The 14850-nt window shown below is 66.9% G+C and carries 18 protein-coding genes; 15 read left to right on the top strand and 3 right to left on the bottom strand.

Annotation, left to right across the window (positions count from 1 at the left end):
• Positions 1 to 6 precede the first annotated feature (6 nt).
• Together AX730_RS19180 and AX730_RS14415 are read left to right on the top strand one after the other, a co-directional pair.
• Positions 7 to 306, top strand: a complete 300-nt coding sequence (locus AX730_RS19180) for a hypothetical protein (protein ID WP_062357669.1) — start codon at positions 7 to 9, stop codon at positions 304 to 306.
• A gap of 35 nt (positions 307 to 341) precedes the next feature.
• Positions 342 to 830 (top strand): GNAT family N-acetyltransferase, encoded by a 489-nt coding sequence (locus AX730_RS14415; protein ID WP_062357868.1) that lies wholly within the window; start codon positions 342 to 344, stop codon positions 828 to 830.
• Positions 831 to 1108: 278 nt separating this feature from the next.
• Here AX730_RS14415 and AX730_RS14410 read toward each other — a convergent pair whose 3' ends face one another.
• On the bottom strand, positions 1109 to 2044 hold the full coding sequence (locus AX730_RS14410) for an alpha/beta fold hydrolase (protein ID WP_062357668.1): 936 nt from the start codon (positions 2042 to 2044) through the stop codon (positions 1109 to 1111).
• Positions 2045 to 2084: 40 nt separating this feature from the next.
• Positions 2085 to 2513 carry an organic hydroperoxide resistance protein gene (locus AX730_RS14405; RefSeq protein ID WP_062357666.1) on the bottom strand — a complete coding sequence of 143 codons (429 nt, stop codon included), beginning with the start codon at positions 2511 to 2513 and terminating at the stop codon, positions 2085 to 2087.
• A 123-nt stretch (positions 2514 to 2636) separates the two neighbouring features.
• On the opposite strand from AX730_RS14405, the gene AX730_RS14400 reads away from it, so the two are divergent.
• On the top strand, positions 2637 to 3464 hold the full coding sequence (locus AX730_RS14400) for an AraC family transcriptional regulator (RefSeq protein ID WP_062357664.1): 828 nt from the start codon (positions 2637 to 2639) through the stop codon (positions 3462 to 3464).
• 4 nt (positions 3465 to 3468) lie between these two features.
• Here the strand turns inward: AX730_RS14400 and AX730_RS14395 are convergent, their stop codons facing one another.
• Positions 3469 to 4590, bottom strand: a complete 1122-nt coding sequence (locus tag AX730_RS14395; RefSeq protein ID WP_157074270.1) for a metallophosphoesterase — start codon at positions 4588 to 4590, stop codon at positions 3469 to 3471.
• Positions 4591 to 4729: 139 nt separating this feature from the next.
• On the opposite strand from AX730_RS14395, the gene AX730_RS14390 reads away from it, so the two are divergent.
• Genes AX730_RS14390 through tolA form a run of 12 tightly spaced genes read left to right on the top strand, consistent with a single transcriptional unit; the run spans position 4730 to position 14837 of the window.
• Positions 4730 to 5368: an esterase/lipase family protein gene (locus AX730_RS14390; protein WP_062357865.1), complete on the top strand. Its 639-nt coding sequence runs from the start codon at positions 4730 to 4732 to the stop codon at positions 5366 to 5368.
• Between the two features lie 56 nt (positions 5369 to 5424).
• Positions 5425 to 6156, top strand: a complete 732-nt coding sequence (locus AX730_RS14385) for a YebC/PmpR family DNA-binding transcriptional regulator (RefSeq protein ID WP_062357662.1) — start codon at positions 5425 to 5427, stop codon at positions 6154 to 6156.
• Positions 6157 to 6184: 28 nt separating this feature from the next.
• On the top strand, positions 6185 to 6655 hold the full coding sequence (locus tag AX730_RS14380; RefSeq protein WP_157074269.1) for a hypothetical protein: 471 nt from the start codon (positions 6185 to 6187) through the stop codon (positions 6653 to 6655).
• Positions 6652 to 7173: a crossover junction endodeoxyribonuclease RuvC gene (gene ruvC, locus AX730_RS14375; RefSeq protein ID WP_062357658.1), complete on the top strand. Its 522-nt coding sequence runs from the start codon at positions 6652 to 6654 to the stop codon at positions 7171 to 7173. Before AX730_RS14380 ends, ruvC begins: the two co-directional genes overlap by 4 nt.
• Entirely contained in the window at positions 7170 to 7757 is a 588-nt protein-coding gene (gene ruvA, locus AX730_RS14370) for a Holliday junction branch migration protein RuvA (RefSeq protein WP_062357656.1), read from the top strand. The genes ruvC and ruvA overlap by 4 nt, the downstream gene beginning before the upstream one ends.
• A gap of 52 nt (positions 7758 to 7809) precedes the next feature.
• Positions 7810 to 9738, top strand: coding sequence for a potassium transporter Kup (locus AX730_RS14365; RefSeq protein WP_062357654.1), 1929 nt, complete (start codon positions 7810 to 7812; stop codon positions 9736 to 9738).
• 59 nt (positions 9739 to 9797) lie between these two features.
• Positions 9798 to 10952: a DUF418 domain-containing protein gene (locus AX730_RS14360; protein WP_062357652.1), complete on the top strand. Its 1155-nt coding sequence runs from the start codon at positions 9798 to 9800 to the stop codon at positions 10950 to 10952.
• A gap of 41 nt (positions 10953 to 10993) precedes the next feature.
• A complete protein-coding gene (ruvB, locus tag AX730_RS14355) occupies positions 10994 to 12034 on the top strand; it encodes a Holliday junction branch migration DNA helicase RuvB (RefSeq protein ID WP_062357651.1) in 1041 nt (346 codons plus the stop codon).
• Positions 12035 to 12085: 51 nt separating this feature from the next.
• A complete protein-coding gene (ybgC, locus tag AX730_RS14350; protein WP_062357649.1) occupies positions 12086 to 12541 on the top strand; it encodes a tol-pal system-associated acyl-CoA thioesterase in 456 nt (151 codons plus the stop codon).
• Between the two features lie 39 nt (positions 12542 to 12580).
• A complete protein-coding gene (tolQ, locus tag AX730_RS14345) occupies positions 12581 to 13354 on the top strand; it encodes a protein TolQ (protein WP_062357647.1) in 774 nt (257 codons plus the stop codon).
• A 12-nt stretch (positions 13355 to 13366) separates the two neighbouring features.
• Positions 13367 to 13810 (top strand): ExbD/TolR family protein, encoded by a 444-nt coding sequence (locus AX730_RS14340; protein WP_062357645.1) that lies wholly within the window; start codon positions 13367 to 13369, stop codon positions 13808 to 13810.
• A complete protein-coding gene (gene tolA / locus AX730_RS14335; RefSeq protein ID WP_062357643.1) occupies positions 13800 to 14837 on the top strand; it encodes a cell envelope integrity protein TolA in 1038 nt (345 codons plus the stop codon). Before AX730_RS14340 ends, tolA begins: the two co-directional genes overlap by 11 nt.
• Positions 14838 to 14850: the final 13 nt, after the last annotated feature.

The following is a 14850-nucleotide window of genomic DNA, read 5'->3' as shown; positions in this document are numbered from 1 at the left end:
CACGCAATGACGGAACATGCTTTTTCGCTGGAGTGGGAACGCCTGGGCAATGAAGGCGCCGATGCGGGCCTGGTGACGGAACGCGCGCGCGTGTTCGGTGGCTGGCTGGTGCGCGTGGGTACGTCGCCGACGTCGATGGCGGTGACCTTCCTGCCGGATGGCCAGGGCCGCTGGGATGGCGAGGACTTCGGCGAGGACGATTACGAAGAAGAAGACGAAGAAGAGTACGAAGAGGAAGAAGACGAGGACGCCGACGAGCAAGACGAGGCGGACGAGGAAGACGACGAGGAAGAAGAGGACGCGTAAGCGTGCGGATCCGTCGCGCCACCGTCGATGACGCCATGGTCCTGTCGGACCTGGCGTCGCGTACCTTCATCGAAACCTTCGGGCATCTGTATCCGGCCGAGGACCTCTCGGCTTTCCTCGCCGATGCCTATGACGTCGACAAACAGCGCGTCATCCTCGCGCACCCGGATTACGCGGTGTGGTTCCTGGAAGATGATGGCGTGGCCGTGGGCCATGCGGCGGCCGGGCCGTGCGGGTTGCCGCACGTGGACGTGGTGCAGGGCGATGGCGAGCTGAAGCGGTTGTACGTGCTCGCGTCGCACCAGAATGGCGGCTGGGGCGGGAAGCTGTTCGCCGAGGTGGAGCGCTGGCTGTTGAGGGATGGGCCGCGGACGCTGTGGATCGGGGTGTGGTCGGAGAATTTTGGCGCGCAGCGGTTCTATGAACGGCAGGGGTTCGCGCGCGTTGGTGGGTACAAGTTTGCGGTGGGGAAGACGCTGGACGACGAGTTCATCCTGAGGCGTGCGGCTTCTGTCGATGTCTGACTGATAGGAGCGTTCCGCTTGCCCTTCGGGCCAGCGGGTAACTTTTCTTTGTCTGGCCAAAGAAAAGTCACCAAAAGAAAGGCCAATCCCCGACGAAGCAATCCCATGATTTGATGGCTATCGGGATTTTCCGACTCGCCATCCTGGCGAGGCGGAAAACGGCGGACATCCTTTTCCGCCGCCCTCCGGGTCTGGTGGGCTCGCTGGCGCATCGGGACAAGCCAGAACAAAAGCAAACGGCCGCTGATGCGGCCGTTGCTGTTTGTGCGGCTCTGGCTTTACTTCTGCAGGAAGTCGAGCAGGTCCTGGTTGACGCGATCCTTGTGGGTGTCGGTCAGTCCGTGCGGAGCGCCGGGATAGACGATCAGCTTGGCGTTCTTGATCTGCGCGGCGGAGGCCTTGCCGGCGGCGTCGATGGGGACGATCTGGTCGTCGTCGCCGTGGATGACGAGGGTGGGGATGTCGAACTTCTTCAGGTCGGCGCGGAAGTCGGTGGCGGAGAACGCGGCGATCGAGTCGTACGTGTTCTTGTGGCCGGCCTGCATGCCCTGCGCCCACCAGCTGTCGATCAGGCCCTGCGAGGGCTTCGCACCGGGGCGGTTGTAGCCGTAGAACGGGCCCGAGGCGATGTCCTTGTAGAGCTGCGCGCGGTTGTCCAGCGAGCCCTTGCGGATGCCGTCGAAGACTTCGATCGGCAGGCCGCCCGGGTTGTTGGCGGTCTTCAGCATCAGCGGCGGCACGGCGCTGATCAGCACGGCCTTCTTGACACGGCTGGTGCCGTGGCGGCCGATGTAGCGCGCCACTTCGCCACCGCCGGTGGAGAAGCCGACCAGGGTCACGTCCTTCAGGTTCAGCGTGTTGATCACGGTGGCCAGGTCGTCGGCGTAGTGATCCATGTCGTTGCCGTCCCACGGCTGGCTCGAGCGGCCATGGCCGCGGCGGTCATGGGCGACCACGCGGTAGCCCTTCGAGGCCAGGAAGATCATCTGCGATTCCCAGCTGTCCGAGGACAGCGGCCAGCCGTGGCTGAAGGTGACGACCGGGCCGTTCTTCGGGCCCCAGTCCTTGTAGTAGAGCTGCACGCCGTCGGCGGTGGTCAGTGTGCTGGCGGTGCGTTCGACGGCGACCGGGGCGGTGGTGGGCTGCGCGGCGAAGCTGGCCTGGGTGGCGACGGCCAGCAGCGTGGCGGCGATGGTGCGGGTGACAGCGTTCATGGGTTCGGTTCCTGCGAAAGGTGGTGGGTCAGGAAAGAGGTCAGTCGGCGAGCACCAGCGTCACGTCGATGTTGCCGCGCGTGGCGTTGGAGTACGGGCAGACGATGTGGGCGGCGTCGACGAGGGCCTGCAGCTGCTCGCGGTTCACGCCCGGGGCGGCGATGGTCAGTTCGGCCTGGATGCCGAAGCCGGTCGGGATCTGGCCGATGCCGACCTTGCCGGTGACGGTGGTGGAGTCCGGCAGGGCGACCTGCTGCTTGCCGGCGACGAACTTCAGTGCGCCCAGGAAGCAGGCCGAATAACCCGCGGCGAACAGCTGCTCCGGGTTGGTGCCGTCGCCGCCGGCGCCGCCCAGCTCGCGCGGGGTGGTCAGCTTGACGTCCAGCACGCCGTCGGACGAGGTGGCCTGGCCTTCACGACCGCCGGTGGCGGTGGCGGTGGCGGTGTAGAGGATCTTTTCGATGGACATGGCGGTTTCCTTGGAGAGTGGGGTGGTGGCCCGGCGGGTGGCCGTCCGGTGAGGTGTACTTTGCGCCGCTGTGCGATACGAATGGTGATGTAGAATCCTGAAAACTTGATCGGAAGTTCCGTCATGGTCGATCGGCTTGCCGTCCTGCTGGAGCGCTTCTCCGTGAGCGCGCATATGTTCCATGCCGGTGCGTTGTGTGGCGTCAACACGCTGGAGGCCGAGCCCGGCATTGGCCAGTTGCACCTGATCCAGCGCGGACCGCTGGAGGTGTTCCATGGCACGACGTCGCTGCGCATCGACACGCCCAGCCTGCTGCTCTATCCGCGTGCGATGACGCACCGTTTCGTCAGCGACGAGGTGCAAGGCGCCGAGATGGCCTGCGCCAGCCTGCGGTTCGAGGGGGGTGCACAGAACCCGATCAGCGCGGCGTTGCCCGATGTGGTCTGCGTGCCGCTGACCAGTCTCCATGGTGCGCAGGACGTGCTGGCACTGCTGTTCGAAGAAGCCTTCACCCAGCGTTGCGGGCGCGCGGCGCTGGTCAACCGCCTGTTCGAGGTGGTGATGATCCAGGTGCTGCGCCAGGTGATGGAAACCGGCGAGGTGAAGGGCGGCATGCTGGCAGGGCTGTCGCATCCGCGCCTGCGCAACGCGATCGTGGCGATGCATGAAGCGCCGGCGAAGGACTGGACGCTGGAGGAACTGGCGCGCGTCGCCGGCATGTCGCGCAGCGTGTTCGCGACGCATTTCCGCGAAGCGCTCGGCATCACGCCGGGCCAGTACCTGCAGGGCTGGCGCGTGGGCCTGGCGCAACAGGCGCTACGGCACGGCAAGCCATTGAAGGTGGTGGCGTCGGACGTGGGCTACGGCAGCGAAGCGGCGCTGTCGCGCGCTTTCAAGGCGCACAGCGGCGTGTCGCCGCGCGAGTGGAAACGGCAGCACGCGGCGGCGTAGCCCATCAGTCGTTGTCCGCGGGTGCCACCTGGCGCTCCGGCAGCGCTTCGCGCGTGCCGTCCAGCAGGCCACGCGTGAGCCTGCCGTTCTCGATGAAGAGCAGCTGCCCGGATTCGCCGCGCTTGATGCCGCTGTCGATGGCGATGATGCGGCCATCGTGGAAGCTCACCACTTCGTCCATCGTCGTGTGCCCGACGACGATGCGCGCCAGGCCCAGACGGTCGACCAGCGTCTGCACGTCCGGCGTGGCGAGTTCGCCGTTGAAATAGCCGCGGTACCAGATCGGACTGCGCTTGCCGTCGTAGAGACGCGAGGTCGCCGGGTCCGCCTTCACCGTGTCCTTGGCGGTGCCGAGCGAGCCGCGATACGCGGCGTTGGTGGCGTGGATGCCGGTGACCAGGTCGAGATTCTCCGGCGCGATGCCGCCATGCAGGAACAGCGTGTCGCCCAGCTTCAACATCACAGGCCGCGTGCGCAGCCAGCCGCCGATCACGGTGTCGGCGCCGTATAGTGCGGAGTACGGGCGTCCGAGCAGGCGCGCGACCTCGACGTACTTCGGGTTGACGTAGCGCAGGTCGTCGTACAGCACCATGGTTTCGTGGTTGCCGAGCAGGAAGTGCACGGCGCCGCCGGCGGCATCCGCCTGCTGCTGCAGCTGGAACAACAGCCAGAACACCTCGTTGACCTTGTCGCCACGGTCGAACACGTCGCCGGTGATGACCAGGTGGTCGCGCCCCAGTGCCCAGTCGTCGTTGCCGTCGATCACGCGGTGCGCGCGGAGCAGCTTCACCATCAACGCGTACTGGCCGTGGATGTCGGACAGCGCCACGATGCGGCCACCGTCGTACGGCACGGATTCGGCATCGGCAAGATGCGCCGGCAGCACCGCGGGCCGTTCGTAGCCACAGCGCGGCGCGATCGTGATGGTCTTGCGTCGCGTGCGGTGTTCCTCGCGCTCGACCTTGCCGTCGCAGACCCACAGCGCCTCGTAGCGGCGCGGGGTGAGCTGGATGATGTAGGGACCATCGTCGGCGGCGGCGTGGGTGTTTGCAGCCGGTTCCTCGGCTGCGGCAGATGACAGGCAGGCGAGGAACCACCACGCGGCGGTAAAGCATTTTCCCATCATGGTAGAAGTGACCAGTACATGCGTGCCATGGGCGGTGCCCCAGTGTGCAACACCGGCGCGGCGCCGGGGCGAACCTGCGCCGCGGGCGCATCTGCGGCGGCGGTTGGCGGGAGTGGCCCGCCTGGCCGACACTGGCGACATGGACGACTCCACGAAACCCGCGACGCGCATCGTGCTGGTGCATGGCATCTGGAATGCAAAGTCATGGTTGATGCCGCTGGCACGGCGTTTGCGCGATGAGGGCTTCGAGGTCGATGTCTTCGGTTATCCGAGCATCGTCGGCGGTCCCGAGCCTGCCATCGCCGTACTTGTCGAACGTTTGCGAGGCGGCCCGCCGGTGCATCTGGTCGGCCACAGCCTGGGCGGCATGATCGTGCTGGAAGCGCTTCGCCGTGCGCCCGACCTGCCGGTGCAGCGCGCCGTCTGCCTCGGGTCGCCCCTGCGCGGCAGTCGTGCGGCGCGCAACCTGGGACAACGCCGATGGACCGCGCCCGTGTTGGGGCGCAGTGGCGCGCTGCTGCAGGCCGGTTGCCCCGACTGGCAAGGGCGGACGCCGGTCGGCATGGTCGCGGGCAATGTCGCCCGCGGCATCGGCCGCCTGATCGCGCGCTTCGATGGCGAATCGGACGGCACGGTCGGGTTGGCCGAGACACGCCTGCCCGGGCTGGCCGCCCACTGCGTGGTGCCGGCCAGCCACACCGGCCTGGTGTTCTCCGCCGCCGCCGCCCGCCAGGCCGCCCGCTTCCTGCGCGACGGGCGTTTCGATGAGCGGGACTGACGTCCGCACGGGACGCGTATAATCCGCGCCCTTGTCAGTGCACTCCGGACGTCACCATGGGCAGAGGCCCTTCCATCGAAGCCCGCAAGAACGCCACCGACGCCAAGCGCGGCAAGATCTTCACCAAGATCATCCGCGAGATCGGCGTGGCGGCCCGGGCCGGCGGTGGTGATCCCGCCAACAACCCGCGCCTGCGCGTCGCCGTCGACAAGGGCCTGTCCGCCAACATGTCGAAGGACGTCATCGAGCGCGCCATCAAGAAGGCGACCGGTGAACTGGAAGGCGTGGTCTTCGAGGAGATCCGCTACGAAGGCTATGCGCCCGGCGGCGTCGCCGTGATCGTCGACTGCCTGACCGACAACCGCGTGCGCACGGTGGCCGAGGTGCGCCACGCCTTCGGCAAGCACGGTGGCAACATGGGCACCGAGGGCTCGGTGGCCTTCATGTTCAAGCGCCTGGGCGTGCTGAGCTACGCGCCCGGCGCCGACGAAGAGAAGATCACGGAAGCCGCGATCGAGGCGGGAGCCGACGACATCGTCGTCTACCCGGACGACGGCTCGATCGACGTGGTTACTTCGCCCGATGCGTTCCAGTCCGTGAAGGACGCCATGACCGCCGCCGGCCTGGCGCCGGACCATGCCGAGACCACCTACCGCGCCGACAACGACATCAGCGTGGAGGGCGACACCGCCCTGCAGGTGAAGAAGCTGCTGGACATGCTGGAAGACCTGGACGACGTGCAGGACGTTTATTCCAACGCCGACCTGGGCGCGGATGCTTACGTCTAAGAAAACCTGGGCAGCCGGACTGTCGATCTTGCTCCTGCTGTTAACCGGCACGGTGCATGGCGAGATCCTGGATCGAGGAGGGCAGCTGCGTTTGCCGGATTTCAGCGACTACTCTTCGAAGAACGCAGTCATCAGCAAGGTCGAACTCGAATTCACCTGCATGGGCATCGGAGGGGTCACGTCCATTCCTGATGGGTGGGAGACTCGCATCCTCCCCCATGGCGAGAACTATCTCGTGCGCATTGAGCGCACGAGCGAGGAGTCTTGGTTGGCGCAGTTGGGCATACCCGAGCGTTTAGTCAGCAACAAGGCCGTCTCAAGGATTCGCCTGCAGACCATCTTCCGTGGTCAATGGTCGGATTGCGCCGACGCCCAGTTGACGGTGAGCGGCAGCGTAAGTGATGCGTCCGGATCATCCGGGAGCTTTATGCAGTTCTACCGCACCGAGGGTTTCTTCAACAAGTGGATCCCCGCCGAATCGATGGGGCTGACCGAGTGACCCGCATCCTCGGCATCGACCCCGGTTCGCAGCGCACCGGCATTGGCATCATCGATGTCGATGCCGCCGGCAAGACCACGCACGTCTACCATGCACCGCTGGTGCTGCTGGGTGCCGATGACTTTCCGCAGCGGCTGCGAAGGCTGCTGGATGGGCTGGGTGATGCGATCACCACGTGGCAGCCGGATGAAGTGGCCATCGAAAAAGTCTTCATGGCACGCAATCCGGATTCGGCACTGAAGCTGGGACAGGCGCGCGGCGCCGCCATCAGCGCGGTCGTCCTGCGCGACCTGCCGGTGCACGAATACGCGGCCACGGAAGTGAAGCTGGCCGTGGTCGGTCGCGGCAGCGCAGAAAAGGCGCAGATCCAGCACATGGTCGGCCTGATGCTGAACCTGCAGGGCAAGCTGCAGGCCGACGCCGCCGACGCGCTGGCCGTGGCCATCACCCACGCACACGTACGCGCCACCGCCAAGCGGCTGGGCGTGAGTTCGCAACTGGCCTGGAGCAGGAAATGATCGGACGTCTGCGCGGCATCCTGGCGTACAAGTCGCCGCCCTGGCTGGTGATCGACGTCGGTGGCGTGGGCTACGAGCTGGAAGCGCCGATGAGCACCTTCTACGACCTGCCGGACGTCGGTCGCGAAGTGCTGCTGTTCACCCACTACGCGCAGAAGGAAGACAGTGTGTCGCTGTACGGCTTCCTGCGCGAAGGCGAGCGCAGGCTGTTCCGCGACGTGCAGAAGGTCACCGGCATCGGCGCGAAGATCGCGCTGGCGGTGCTGTCCGGCGCCAGCGTGGACGAGTTCGCGCGCATGGTGCAGGCCGGCGACATCACCGCGCTGACGCGCATTCCCGGTATCGGCAAGAAGACCGCCGAGCGCATGGTGGTGGAGCTGCGCGATCGCGCCGCGGACCTGATGGCGACGGGCGTGGGCGGTATCAGCGCCTTGCCGGTCGATCCGCAGTCCGAAGCGACCATCGCCCTGCAGCAGCTGGGCTACAAGCCGGCCGAAGCCACGCGGATGGCGCGCGACGCCACCGCCCCTGGCGACGATGCGGCGATGATCATCCGCAAGGCCCTGCAGGCCGCGCTGCGCTGATCGTCGGCCTAGAGCATCCCTTCACTTCCACAGCGCTACCCTTCCGGCCGCCATGTCCACCCCATCTTCTTCCCACGCCGATGCCGGCAACAGCGGGCAGCACGGTCATTCGCAGGCGGGCATGGTCGCCCTGGTCGCCGGTGCGGTCGGCGTGGTGTTCGGCGACATCGGCACCAGTCCGCTCTACACGATCAAGGAGATGTTCCACCCGCATTTCGGGCTGACGCCGGACCCGGACACGGTGCGCGGACTCCTGTCGCTGGGTTTCTGGTCGCTGTTGCTGGTGGTGACGCTGAAGTACGTCATCGTCATCATGCGCGCCGACAACGATGGCGAGGGCGGCATCATGGCGTTGACCGCGCTGGCGCAGCGCAGCCTGGCCAAGGGCTCGCGGATGAGCTACACGGTCGGCATCCTCGGCATCTTCGGCGCGGCGCTGTTCTTCGGCGACGGCATGATCACGCCGCCGATCACCGTGCTGGGTGCGGTGGAAGGCCTGGAAGTGGTATCGCCGGTCTTCAAGCAATGGGTGATGCCGATCAGCCTGGTCATCCTGACCGGCCTGTTCGCGGTGCAACGTTTCGGCACGGCGAAGGTCGGCAAGGCGTTCGGCCCGGTGATGATCACCTGGTTCATCGTGCTGGCCGGCTTCGGCATCTACAACATCGCGCACAACCCGTCGGTGCTGGCGGCGCTGAATCCGTACTGGGCGTGGCATTTCTTCGTGACCCACGACTGGCACGCGGTGTTGATCCTCGGCGCGGTGGTGCTGACCGTGACCGGTGGCGAAGCGCTGTACGCCGACATGGGCCATTTCGGCAAGCGGCCGATCCGTTGGGGCTGGTTTGCTTTCGTGCTGCCGGCGCTGGTGTTGAACTACTACGGCCAGGGCGCCGTGCTGCTGCGCCATCCCGAGGCGGTGGCGAATCCGTTCTACATGTCGATCCCGGGCTGGGCGCAGATCCCGATGCTGGTGTTGGCGACGACCGCCGCGGCGGTCGCTTCGCAGGCCGTCATCACCGGCGCGTTCTCGGTGACGCGCCAGGCCATCCAGCTGGGCTACCTGCCGCGCCTGCACATCAAATACACCTCCAAGGACACCATCGGCCAGATCTACGTGCCGTCGATCAACTGGATGCTGTACCTCGCAGTGATCGTGCTGGTGCTGAGTTTCCAGAGTTCCGGCGCGCTGGCCACCGCCTACGGCCTGTCGGTGACCGGCACGATGCTGATCGACACGTTGCTGCTGGCGATCGTGGCGTATACGCGCTGGCCGGACTCGCGCAAGTGGGTGCTGCCGTTGTGTGGTGTCTTCCTGGTCATCGACCTGGCCTTCCTGTTCGCCAACGGCGCCAAGCTGGTCACGGGCATCGGCGCGTGGGTGCCGCTGTTCATCGGCATTTCCGCCTTCACCATGATGCGTACCTGGCGCCGTGGCCGCGAGCTGCTGCATGGTGAAGTGCAGAAGGAGGGCATCCGCCTGGATACGTTCCTGCCCGGCTTGATGCTGGCGCCGCCGGTACGCGTGCCGGGCACGGCGATCTTCCTGACCGCCGACAAGGGCGTGGTGCCGCACGCGATGCTGCACAACCTCAAGCACAACAAGGTGCTGCACGAGCGCAACGTGTTCCTTACCGTCGAGACGCTGACGGTGCCTTACGCGCCGAAGAAGAAGCGGCTGAAGATCGAGCCCATCGGCGACGACTTCTATCGCGTGCTGATCAGCTACGGTTTCGCCGAGACGCCGGACGTGCCACAGGCGCTGATGGGTTCCTGCGACCAGGGCGGCGTCTATTTCGACCCGATGGAAACCACGTATTTCGCCAGCCGCGAAACCATCGTGGCCGCGCGCCACGGCGGCATGCCGATCTGGCGCGACAAGCTGTTCGCCGCCATGCATCGCAATGCCGCGCCGGCGACGGGCTTCTTCCGCATCCCGGGTAACCGGTTGGTCGAACTGGGCGCGCAGGTCGAGATCTGACCGCACGGCGCGGTGCGGGGGGTGCCGTACACTCGGACGACCCCACGCAGGGACGCCGGATGCCATCGCAGGACCGCCTCACCGTACTCGACGTGCTGCGGGGCATCGCCATCCTCGGCACGCTGGGCACCAACATCTGGATCTTCATGTATCCGGGCGGCCTGCTGGGCTATCTCGATACCGGCTGGGGCCAGTCGGATGGCATGCATTGGGGCGTACTCGCGCTGCAGCAGCTGACGCAGGGCAAGTTCCTCGGCCTTTTGGCGCTGATGTTCGGCATGGGCATCGCCCTGCAGCAGCGATCCGCGATCGCGGCGGGCATCCGCTGGCCCGGACCGTATCTGGTGCGCGCCGCGCTGCTGTTCGTCGATGGCGTACTGAACTACCTGTTCGTCGTCGAGTTCGATGTGCTGATGGGTTACGCGCTGACCTCGGTGGTCGTCGCCTTCCTGCTGAAGGCGGGTGCGCGCGGCAGGGCGGTGTGGCTGGTGGTCGCTGCCGGCATGCACCTGATGATGCTGGGGCTGGTCGTGCTTGCGCTGGCCTTCCTGGGCGGTGAGCTGTCGACCGGCACGTCCGCCGCCGCACCCTCGGGATGGTGGGACATGGTGCTGTCGCGCATCGAGCACGTCTGGCTATTCCGCGAGGAGATGATCTTCATCGCGCCGATGAGCGTGGCCCTGTTCCTGCTCGGCGCACGGCTGCTGGAGGCGGGCGTGTTCGAGGCTCGCGGCGCATCGTTGCGCCGATGCTTGATGGCGGCGGGACTGGGCGTGGCGTGGCCGATCGACATGGCGCTGGGTGTCTTTGGCGGCGATGCCGGCATCATGGCGGGCCGCTACGGCACCGCACCGCTGGTGGCCATGGGTTTGCTCGCCGCGGTGGCCGAGGCCTTCCACCGTCGTCCGCAACCGGGTGTCATCGGGCGGCGGTTCGCCGAAGTCGGGCGCATGGCACTGAGTGGTTACGTGCTGCAGAACCTCATCGCATCGGCGCTCTGCTACGACTGGGGGCTGGGCCTGGCGCGACGCGTCCCGGACGCCTGGGCGGTGCCGGCCACCATCGCCGTCTACGCGCTGGTGGCGGCCTGCGTGATGCTGTTCGCCCATGTCTGGCAGCGGCGCGCGAAGCGCGGGCCGCTGGAGTGGCTGTGGCACGTGTCCTACCTGCGATTGACGCGCGGAGCTCGGACCAAAGTCGCCGTCGAGGCTTGATGTCGCGGCCGCAGGCCGGATCCGTCCGTCATAATGCCGCCATGACCGCCGACCGCATCATCGACTCGTCCGCCACCCGCGAAGACGACGCCATCGAGGCCAGCATCCGCCCCAAGCGGCTGGACGAGTACCTGGGCCAGAAGCCGGTCCGCGAGCAGCTGGACATCTACATCCAGGCGGCGAAGGGGCGCGGCGAGGCGCTCGACCATGTGCTGATCTTCGGGCCGCCGGGACTGGGCAAGACCACGCTGAGCCATGTCATCGCCAACGAACTGGGCGTGAACCTGCGCGTGACCTCCGGCCCGGTGATCGAGAAGGCCGGTGACCTGGCGGCGCTGCTGACCAACCTGCAGCCGCACGATGTGTTGTTCGTCGACGAGATCCATCGCCTGTCGCCCGTGGTCGAGGAAGTGCTGTACCCGGCGATGGAGGATTTCCAGATCGACATCATGATCGGCGAAGGTCCGGCCGCGCGCTCGATCAAGCTCGACCTGCCGCCGTTCACCCTGATCGGCGCCACCACGCGCGCCGGCCTGCTGACCGCGCCGCTGCGCGACCGCTTCGGCATCGTGCAGCGACTGGAGTTCTACTCGCCCGAGGAGCTCACCCGCATCGTGCAGCGCTCGGCCCGCATCCTCGGCATGGACTGCGTGCCGGAAGGCGCTGCCGAGATCGCCCGCCGTGCACGCGGCACGCCGCGCATCGCCAACCGGTTGCTGCGGCGCGTGCGCGACTACGCCCAGGTCAAGGCGGACGGCCATATCGACATGGGGGTGGCGCAGGCGGCCATGCAGATGCTGAAGGTGGATCCGGAAGGTTTCGACGAACTCGACCGCCGCATGCTACGGACCATCATCGACAGCTTCGATGGCGGCCCGGTGGGCGTGGAGTCGCTGGCGGCCGCACTCAGCGAGGAGCGTGGCACGCTGGAGGATGTCATCGAGCCCTATCTGATCCAGCAGGGCTTCCTGATCCGTACCGCCCGCGGCCGCATGGCCACCCGCAAGGCCTATCTGCACCTCGGGCTGGCGCCGAAGGGCAGGGCACCCGACGCGAGCGATGCGTCGGCCGAGCTTTTCTGATTGCGGTCGGTCACAGGTTGGTATGCACGACAACGTGCGGGAGCGTATGCTTTGACGACTGATTCCCCGACGATCGCCGTGGATGCGGCTCCATTCATCTTTCCGACACGCGTCTATTGGGAAGATACCGACGCCGGTGGCGTGGTGTACCACGCGCAGTACGTGGCATTCCTGGAGCGGACCCGCACCGAGTGGTTACGGGCCCGCGGCTACGCCCAGGAGCGACTGCGCCAGACCCATGACCTGGTGTTCGCCGTCCGTTCGATGCGCCTGGATTTCCTGCGCCCCGCACGGCTGGACGATCTGCTTCAGGTCAGCGCGCACATCCACCAGTGCAAGCGGGCCAGCGTGGTCTTCGCGCAGTCCATCGAACGGAATGGCGAGATCTTGCTGACCGCCGAGGTGAAGGTCGCGGCGCTGACCGCGTCGGGATTCAGGCCCGTTGGGCTGCCCGAGGCGTTGTATCAGGCGTTCCGTCGGCTCGAAACCCCGGGCCGGCCGCTGTAACCCGACACGCAACACGAACCGAGAATCGAGGAACGACGGATGATCGCAACGCTGCTGGCCTTCCAGGACACCGTGGTCGAGGCATTGCCGCCCGAGACCGCCGCTGCCGCCGCCGAGGCCACTGCCGCGACCGTGCAGAGCGGCATCAACTACATCGACCTGATGCTCAAGGCGAGCCTGCCGGTCAAGTTGATCGTGCTGCTGCTGCTGGCCGGATCGGTGATCAGCTGGGTGATCATTTTCCGCAAGGCGCGGGTGTTCAAGCTCGCCAATCGCGACGCCGACGAGTTCGAAGGCCGCTTCTGGTCCGGCGCCGAACTGCACAAGCTGTACGCCGGTGCCGCCGACCGCAACCGCGTGGTCACGGGCCTGGAGGCGATCTTCGAAGCCGGCTTCCGCGAATTCACCCGCCTGCGCGACAAGCGTGGCCTCGACGGCCGGGCCCAACTCGAAGGCGCGCAGCGCGCCATGCGCGTGACCTATACGCGCGAAGTCGACCAGCTCGAGCGCAACCTGGAACTGCTGGCCAACATCGGCTCCACCGCGCCCTACGTGGGCCTGGTCGGTACCGTGTTCGGCATCATGGTCACCATGCACGACATGCTCAACAGCGGCGAGCAGGCGGGTATCGCCGCCGTCGCACCGGGCATTTCAGAGGCGCTCTTCGCCACCGCGATCGGCCTGTTCGTCGCGATTCCTGCGGTGTGGGCCTACAACCGCTTCACCACGCGCGTCGAGCGTCTGGCGGTTCGCTATGAGAGCTTCGCCGAGGAGTTCAGCTCGATCCTCCAGCGCCAGAACTCCGGCGAGTAAGCGGGGCACGCCATGGCCGGAAGCATCATCCATCGCAAGCGGCGCAAGCTGAAGTCCGAGATCAACGTCGTGCCCTACATCGACGTGATGCTGGTGCTGCTGATCATCTTCATGGTGACCGCGCCCCTGCTCACGCTGAGCGTGGACGTGAAGCTGCCGTCGTCCAACGCGAAGGCGGTGGAGACCCGCGACGAGCCTGTCATCGTCATCGCCTATCCGGATGGACGTTATGGCCTGAAGCTGCCAGACGCCAAGCAGCCTGACGTACTGGATGCGGCCGCGCTCGAGGCGCAGGTCGCGGCGATCCGCGCCGAACAGGGCAGCGAGCTTCGCATCATGGTTGCCGCCGAGGGTGACGCGCCGTACCAGAAGGTGCTCGATGCCATGGACGTGCTGCGCCGGGCCAAGGTCAGCAATGTCAGCCTGATGACCAACGCGGGTGGCAATGCACGCTGAGGTGCTCCAGCGCCAGCAGCCCCCGCATGAAGAGGGGCTGGGCCGGGCGGTGGCATGGGCCGTCGGCCTGCACGTGCTGCTGCTCGCACTGTTGCTGGTGTCGCCCTACTTCAAGTGGGACAGGGATCGACTCAACGCCGCTGGCTCACAGGCGATGGAAGCGACGCTGGACGTATCCGCCAGCGACCAGCGCGCCGTCGAGCGCGCCCTCGACTTCCAGCCGGCGCCAATGCCCGAGCCCGTGCAGGACCCTGCACCGGAAGACACCATCCCGCCGCCGCAGCCGATCCCCGAACCGGCGCCGCAGGATGCGCCGGTCGAGCGCCAGGCCAATGCCCAGGAGCGCGTGCCGGTGCCCGACGACGTGGACCAGGACGAAGCGCGCCGTGATGCGATCTCGCAGGAGAAGGCGCTTCAGGAGCAGGAAGCCAAGCGCCGACAGGAGCAGATCGACCTCACCGAGCGCAAGCGCCAGGAGCAGGCCGAGCAGCAGCGCCGGTTGGCGGCACAGCAGGAAGCGGATCAGCAGAAGCGTGTGGCCGCCGAGGCGCAGCAGAAGGCGGAAGCCGACAAGAAGCGTCTGGAAGAGATCCGCCGCCAGCGCGCCCAGGCGGCACGCGAAGCCCAGCTCGCCGAACAGAAACTGCGCCAGCTCGCGGATGCGCGGTCGCGCCAGGCGGCCAGCGCAGCAGCGTCCACCCCTGCGCCAGCGCAGGGTCCGGCGGGCGCGGGCGGTACCGACGAGGATCTGCGCGGCCGCTACGCCGCCGCGATCCAGGAGGCGGTCCTTCGCCAATGGACGCGGCCGGAGTCGGTGCCCGTCGGTACGCGCTGCCGCGTGGTGATCCGCCAGCTGCCCGGGGGCGACGTCGTCAGCGCCGAGGTGCAGCCGGGTTGCGCGATGGACCCGGCTGGGCAGGACTCGATCGAGCGCGCGGTACTCAAGGCGCGGCCGTTGCCGTATCGGGGCTTCGAGTCGGTGTTCGCCAGGACCCTGACCCTCAATTTCGAGGCTCGGGATCGCTGACTTCACGCCGCAT

Source organism: Pseudoxanthomonas mexicana (assembly GCF_001556105.1).
Taxonomy (GTDB): Bacteria; Pseudomonadota; Gammaproteobacteria; order Xanthomonadales; family Xanthomonadaceae; genus Pseudoxanthomonas_A; species Pseudoxanthomonas_A mexicana_A.
Note: the sequence above shows the minus strand (reverse complement) of the source record. Positions and strands in the feature narration are given on the sequence as shown.

Excerpts from the sequence above, each read along its gene's own strand:
- AX730_RS19180 (WP_062357669.1), top strand. The coding sequence starts at position 7 with ATGACGGAACATGCTTTTTCGCTGGAGTGGGAACGCCTGGGCAATGAA.
- AX730_RS14415 (WP_062357868.1), top strand. The coding sequence starts at position 342 with ATGGTCCTGTCGGACCTGGCGTCGCGTACCTTCATCGAAACCTTCGGG.
- AX730_RS14410 (WP_062357668.1), bottom strand. The coding sequence starts at position 2,044 with ATGAACGCTGTCACCCGCACCATCGCCGCCACGCTGCTGGCCGTCGCC.
- AX730_RS14405 (WP_062357666.1), bottom strand. The coding sequence starts at position 2,513 with ATGTCCATCGAAAAGATCCTCTACACCGCCACCGCCACCGCCACCGGC.
- AX730_RS14400 (WP_062357664.1), top strand. The coding sequence starts at position 2,637 with ATGGTCGATCGGCTTGCCGTCCTGCTGGAGCGCTTCTCCGTGAGCGCG.
- AX730_RS14395 (WP_157074270.1), bottom strand. The coding sequence starts at position 4,590 with ATGATGGGAAAATGCTTTACCGCCGCGTGGTGGTTCCTCGCCTGCCTG.
- AX730_RS14390 (WP_062357865.1), top strand. The coding sequence starts at position 4,730 with ATGGACGACTCCACGAAACCCGCGACGCGCATCGTGCTGGTGCATGGC.
- AX730_RS14385 (WP_062357662.1), top strand. The coding sequence starts at position 5,425 with ATGGGCAGAGGCCCTTCCATCGAAGCCCGCAAGAACGCCACCGACGCC.
- ruvA (WP_062357656.1), top strand. The coding sequence starts at position 7,170 with ATGATCGGACGTCTGCGCGGCATCCTGGCGTACAAGTCGCCGCCCTGG.
- AX730_RS14365 (WP_062357654.1), top strand. The coding sequence starts at position 7,810 with ATGTCCACCCCATCTTCTTCCCACGCCGATGCCGGCAACAGCGGGCAG.
- AX730_RS14360 (WP_062357652.1), top strand. The coding sequence starts at position 9,798 with ATGCCATCGCAGGACCGCCTCACCGTACTCGACGTGCTGCGGGGCATC.
- ruvB (WP_062357651.1), top strand. The coding sequence starts at position 10,994 with ATGACCGCCGACCGCATCATCGACTCGTCCGCCACCCGCGAAGACGAC.
- tolQ (WP_062357647.1), top strand. The coding sequence starts at position 12,581 with ATGATCGCAACGCTGCTGGCCTTCCAGGACACCGTGGTCGAGGCATTG.
- AX730_RS14340 (WP_062357645.1), top strand. The coding sequence starts at position 13,367 with ATGGCCGGAAGCATCATCCATCGCAAGCGGCGCAAGCTGAAGTCCGAG.
- tolA (WP_062357643.1), top strand. The coding sequence starts at position 13,800 with ATGCACGCTGAGGTGCTCCAGCGCCAGCAGCCCCCGCATGAAGAGGGG.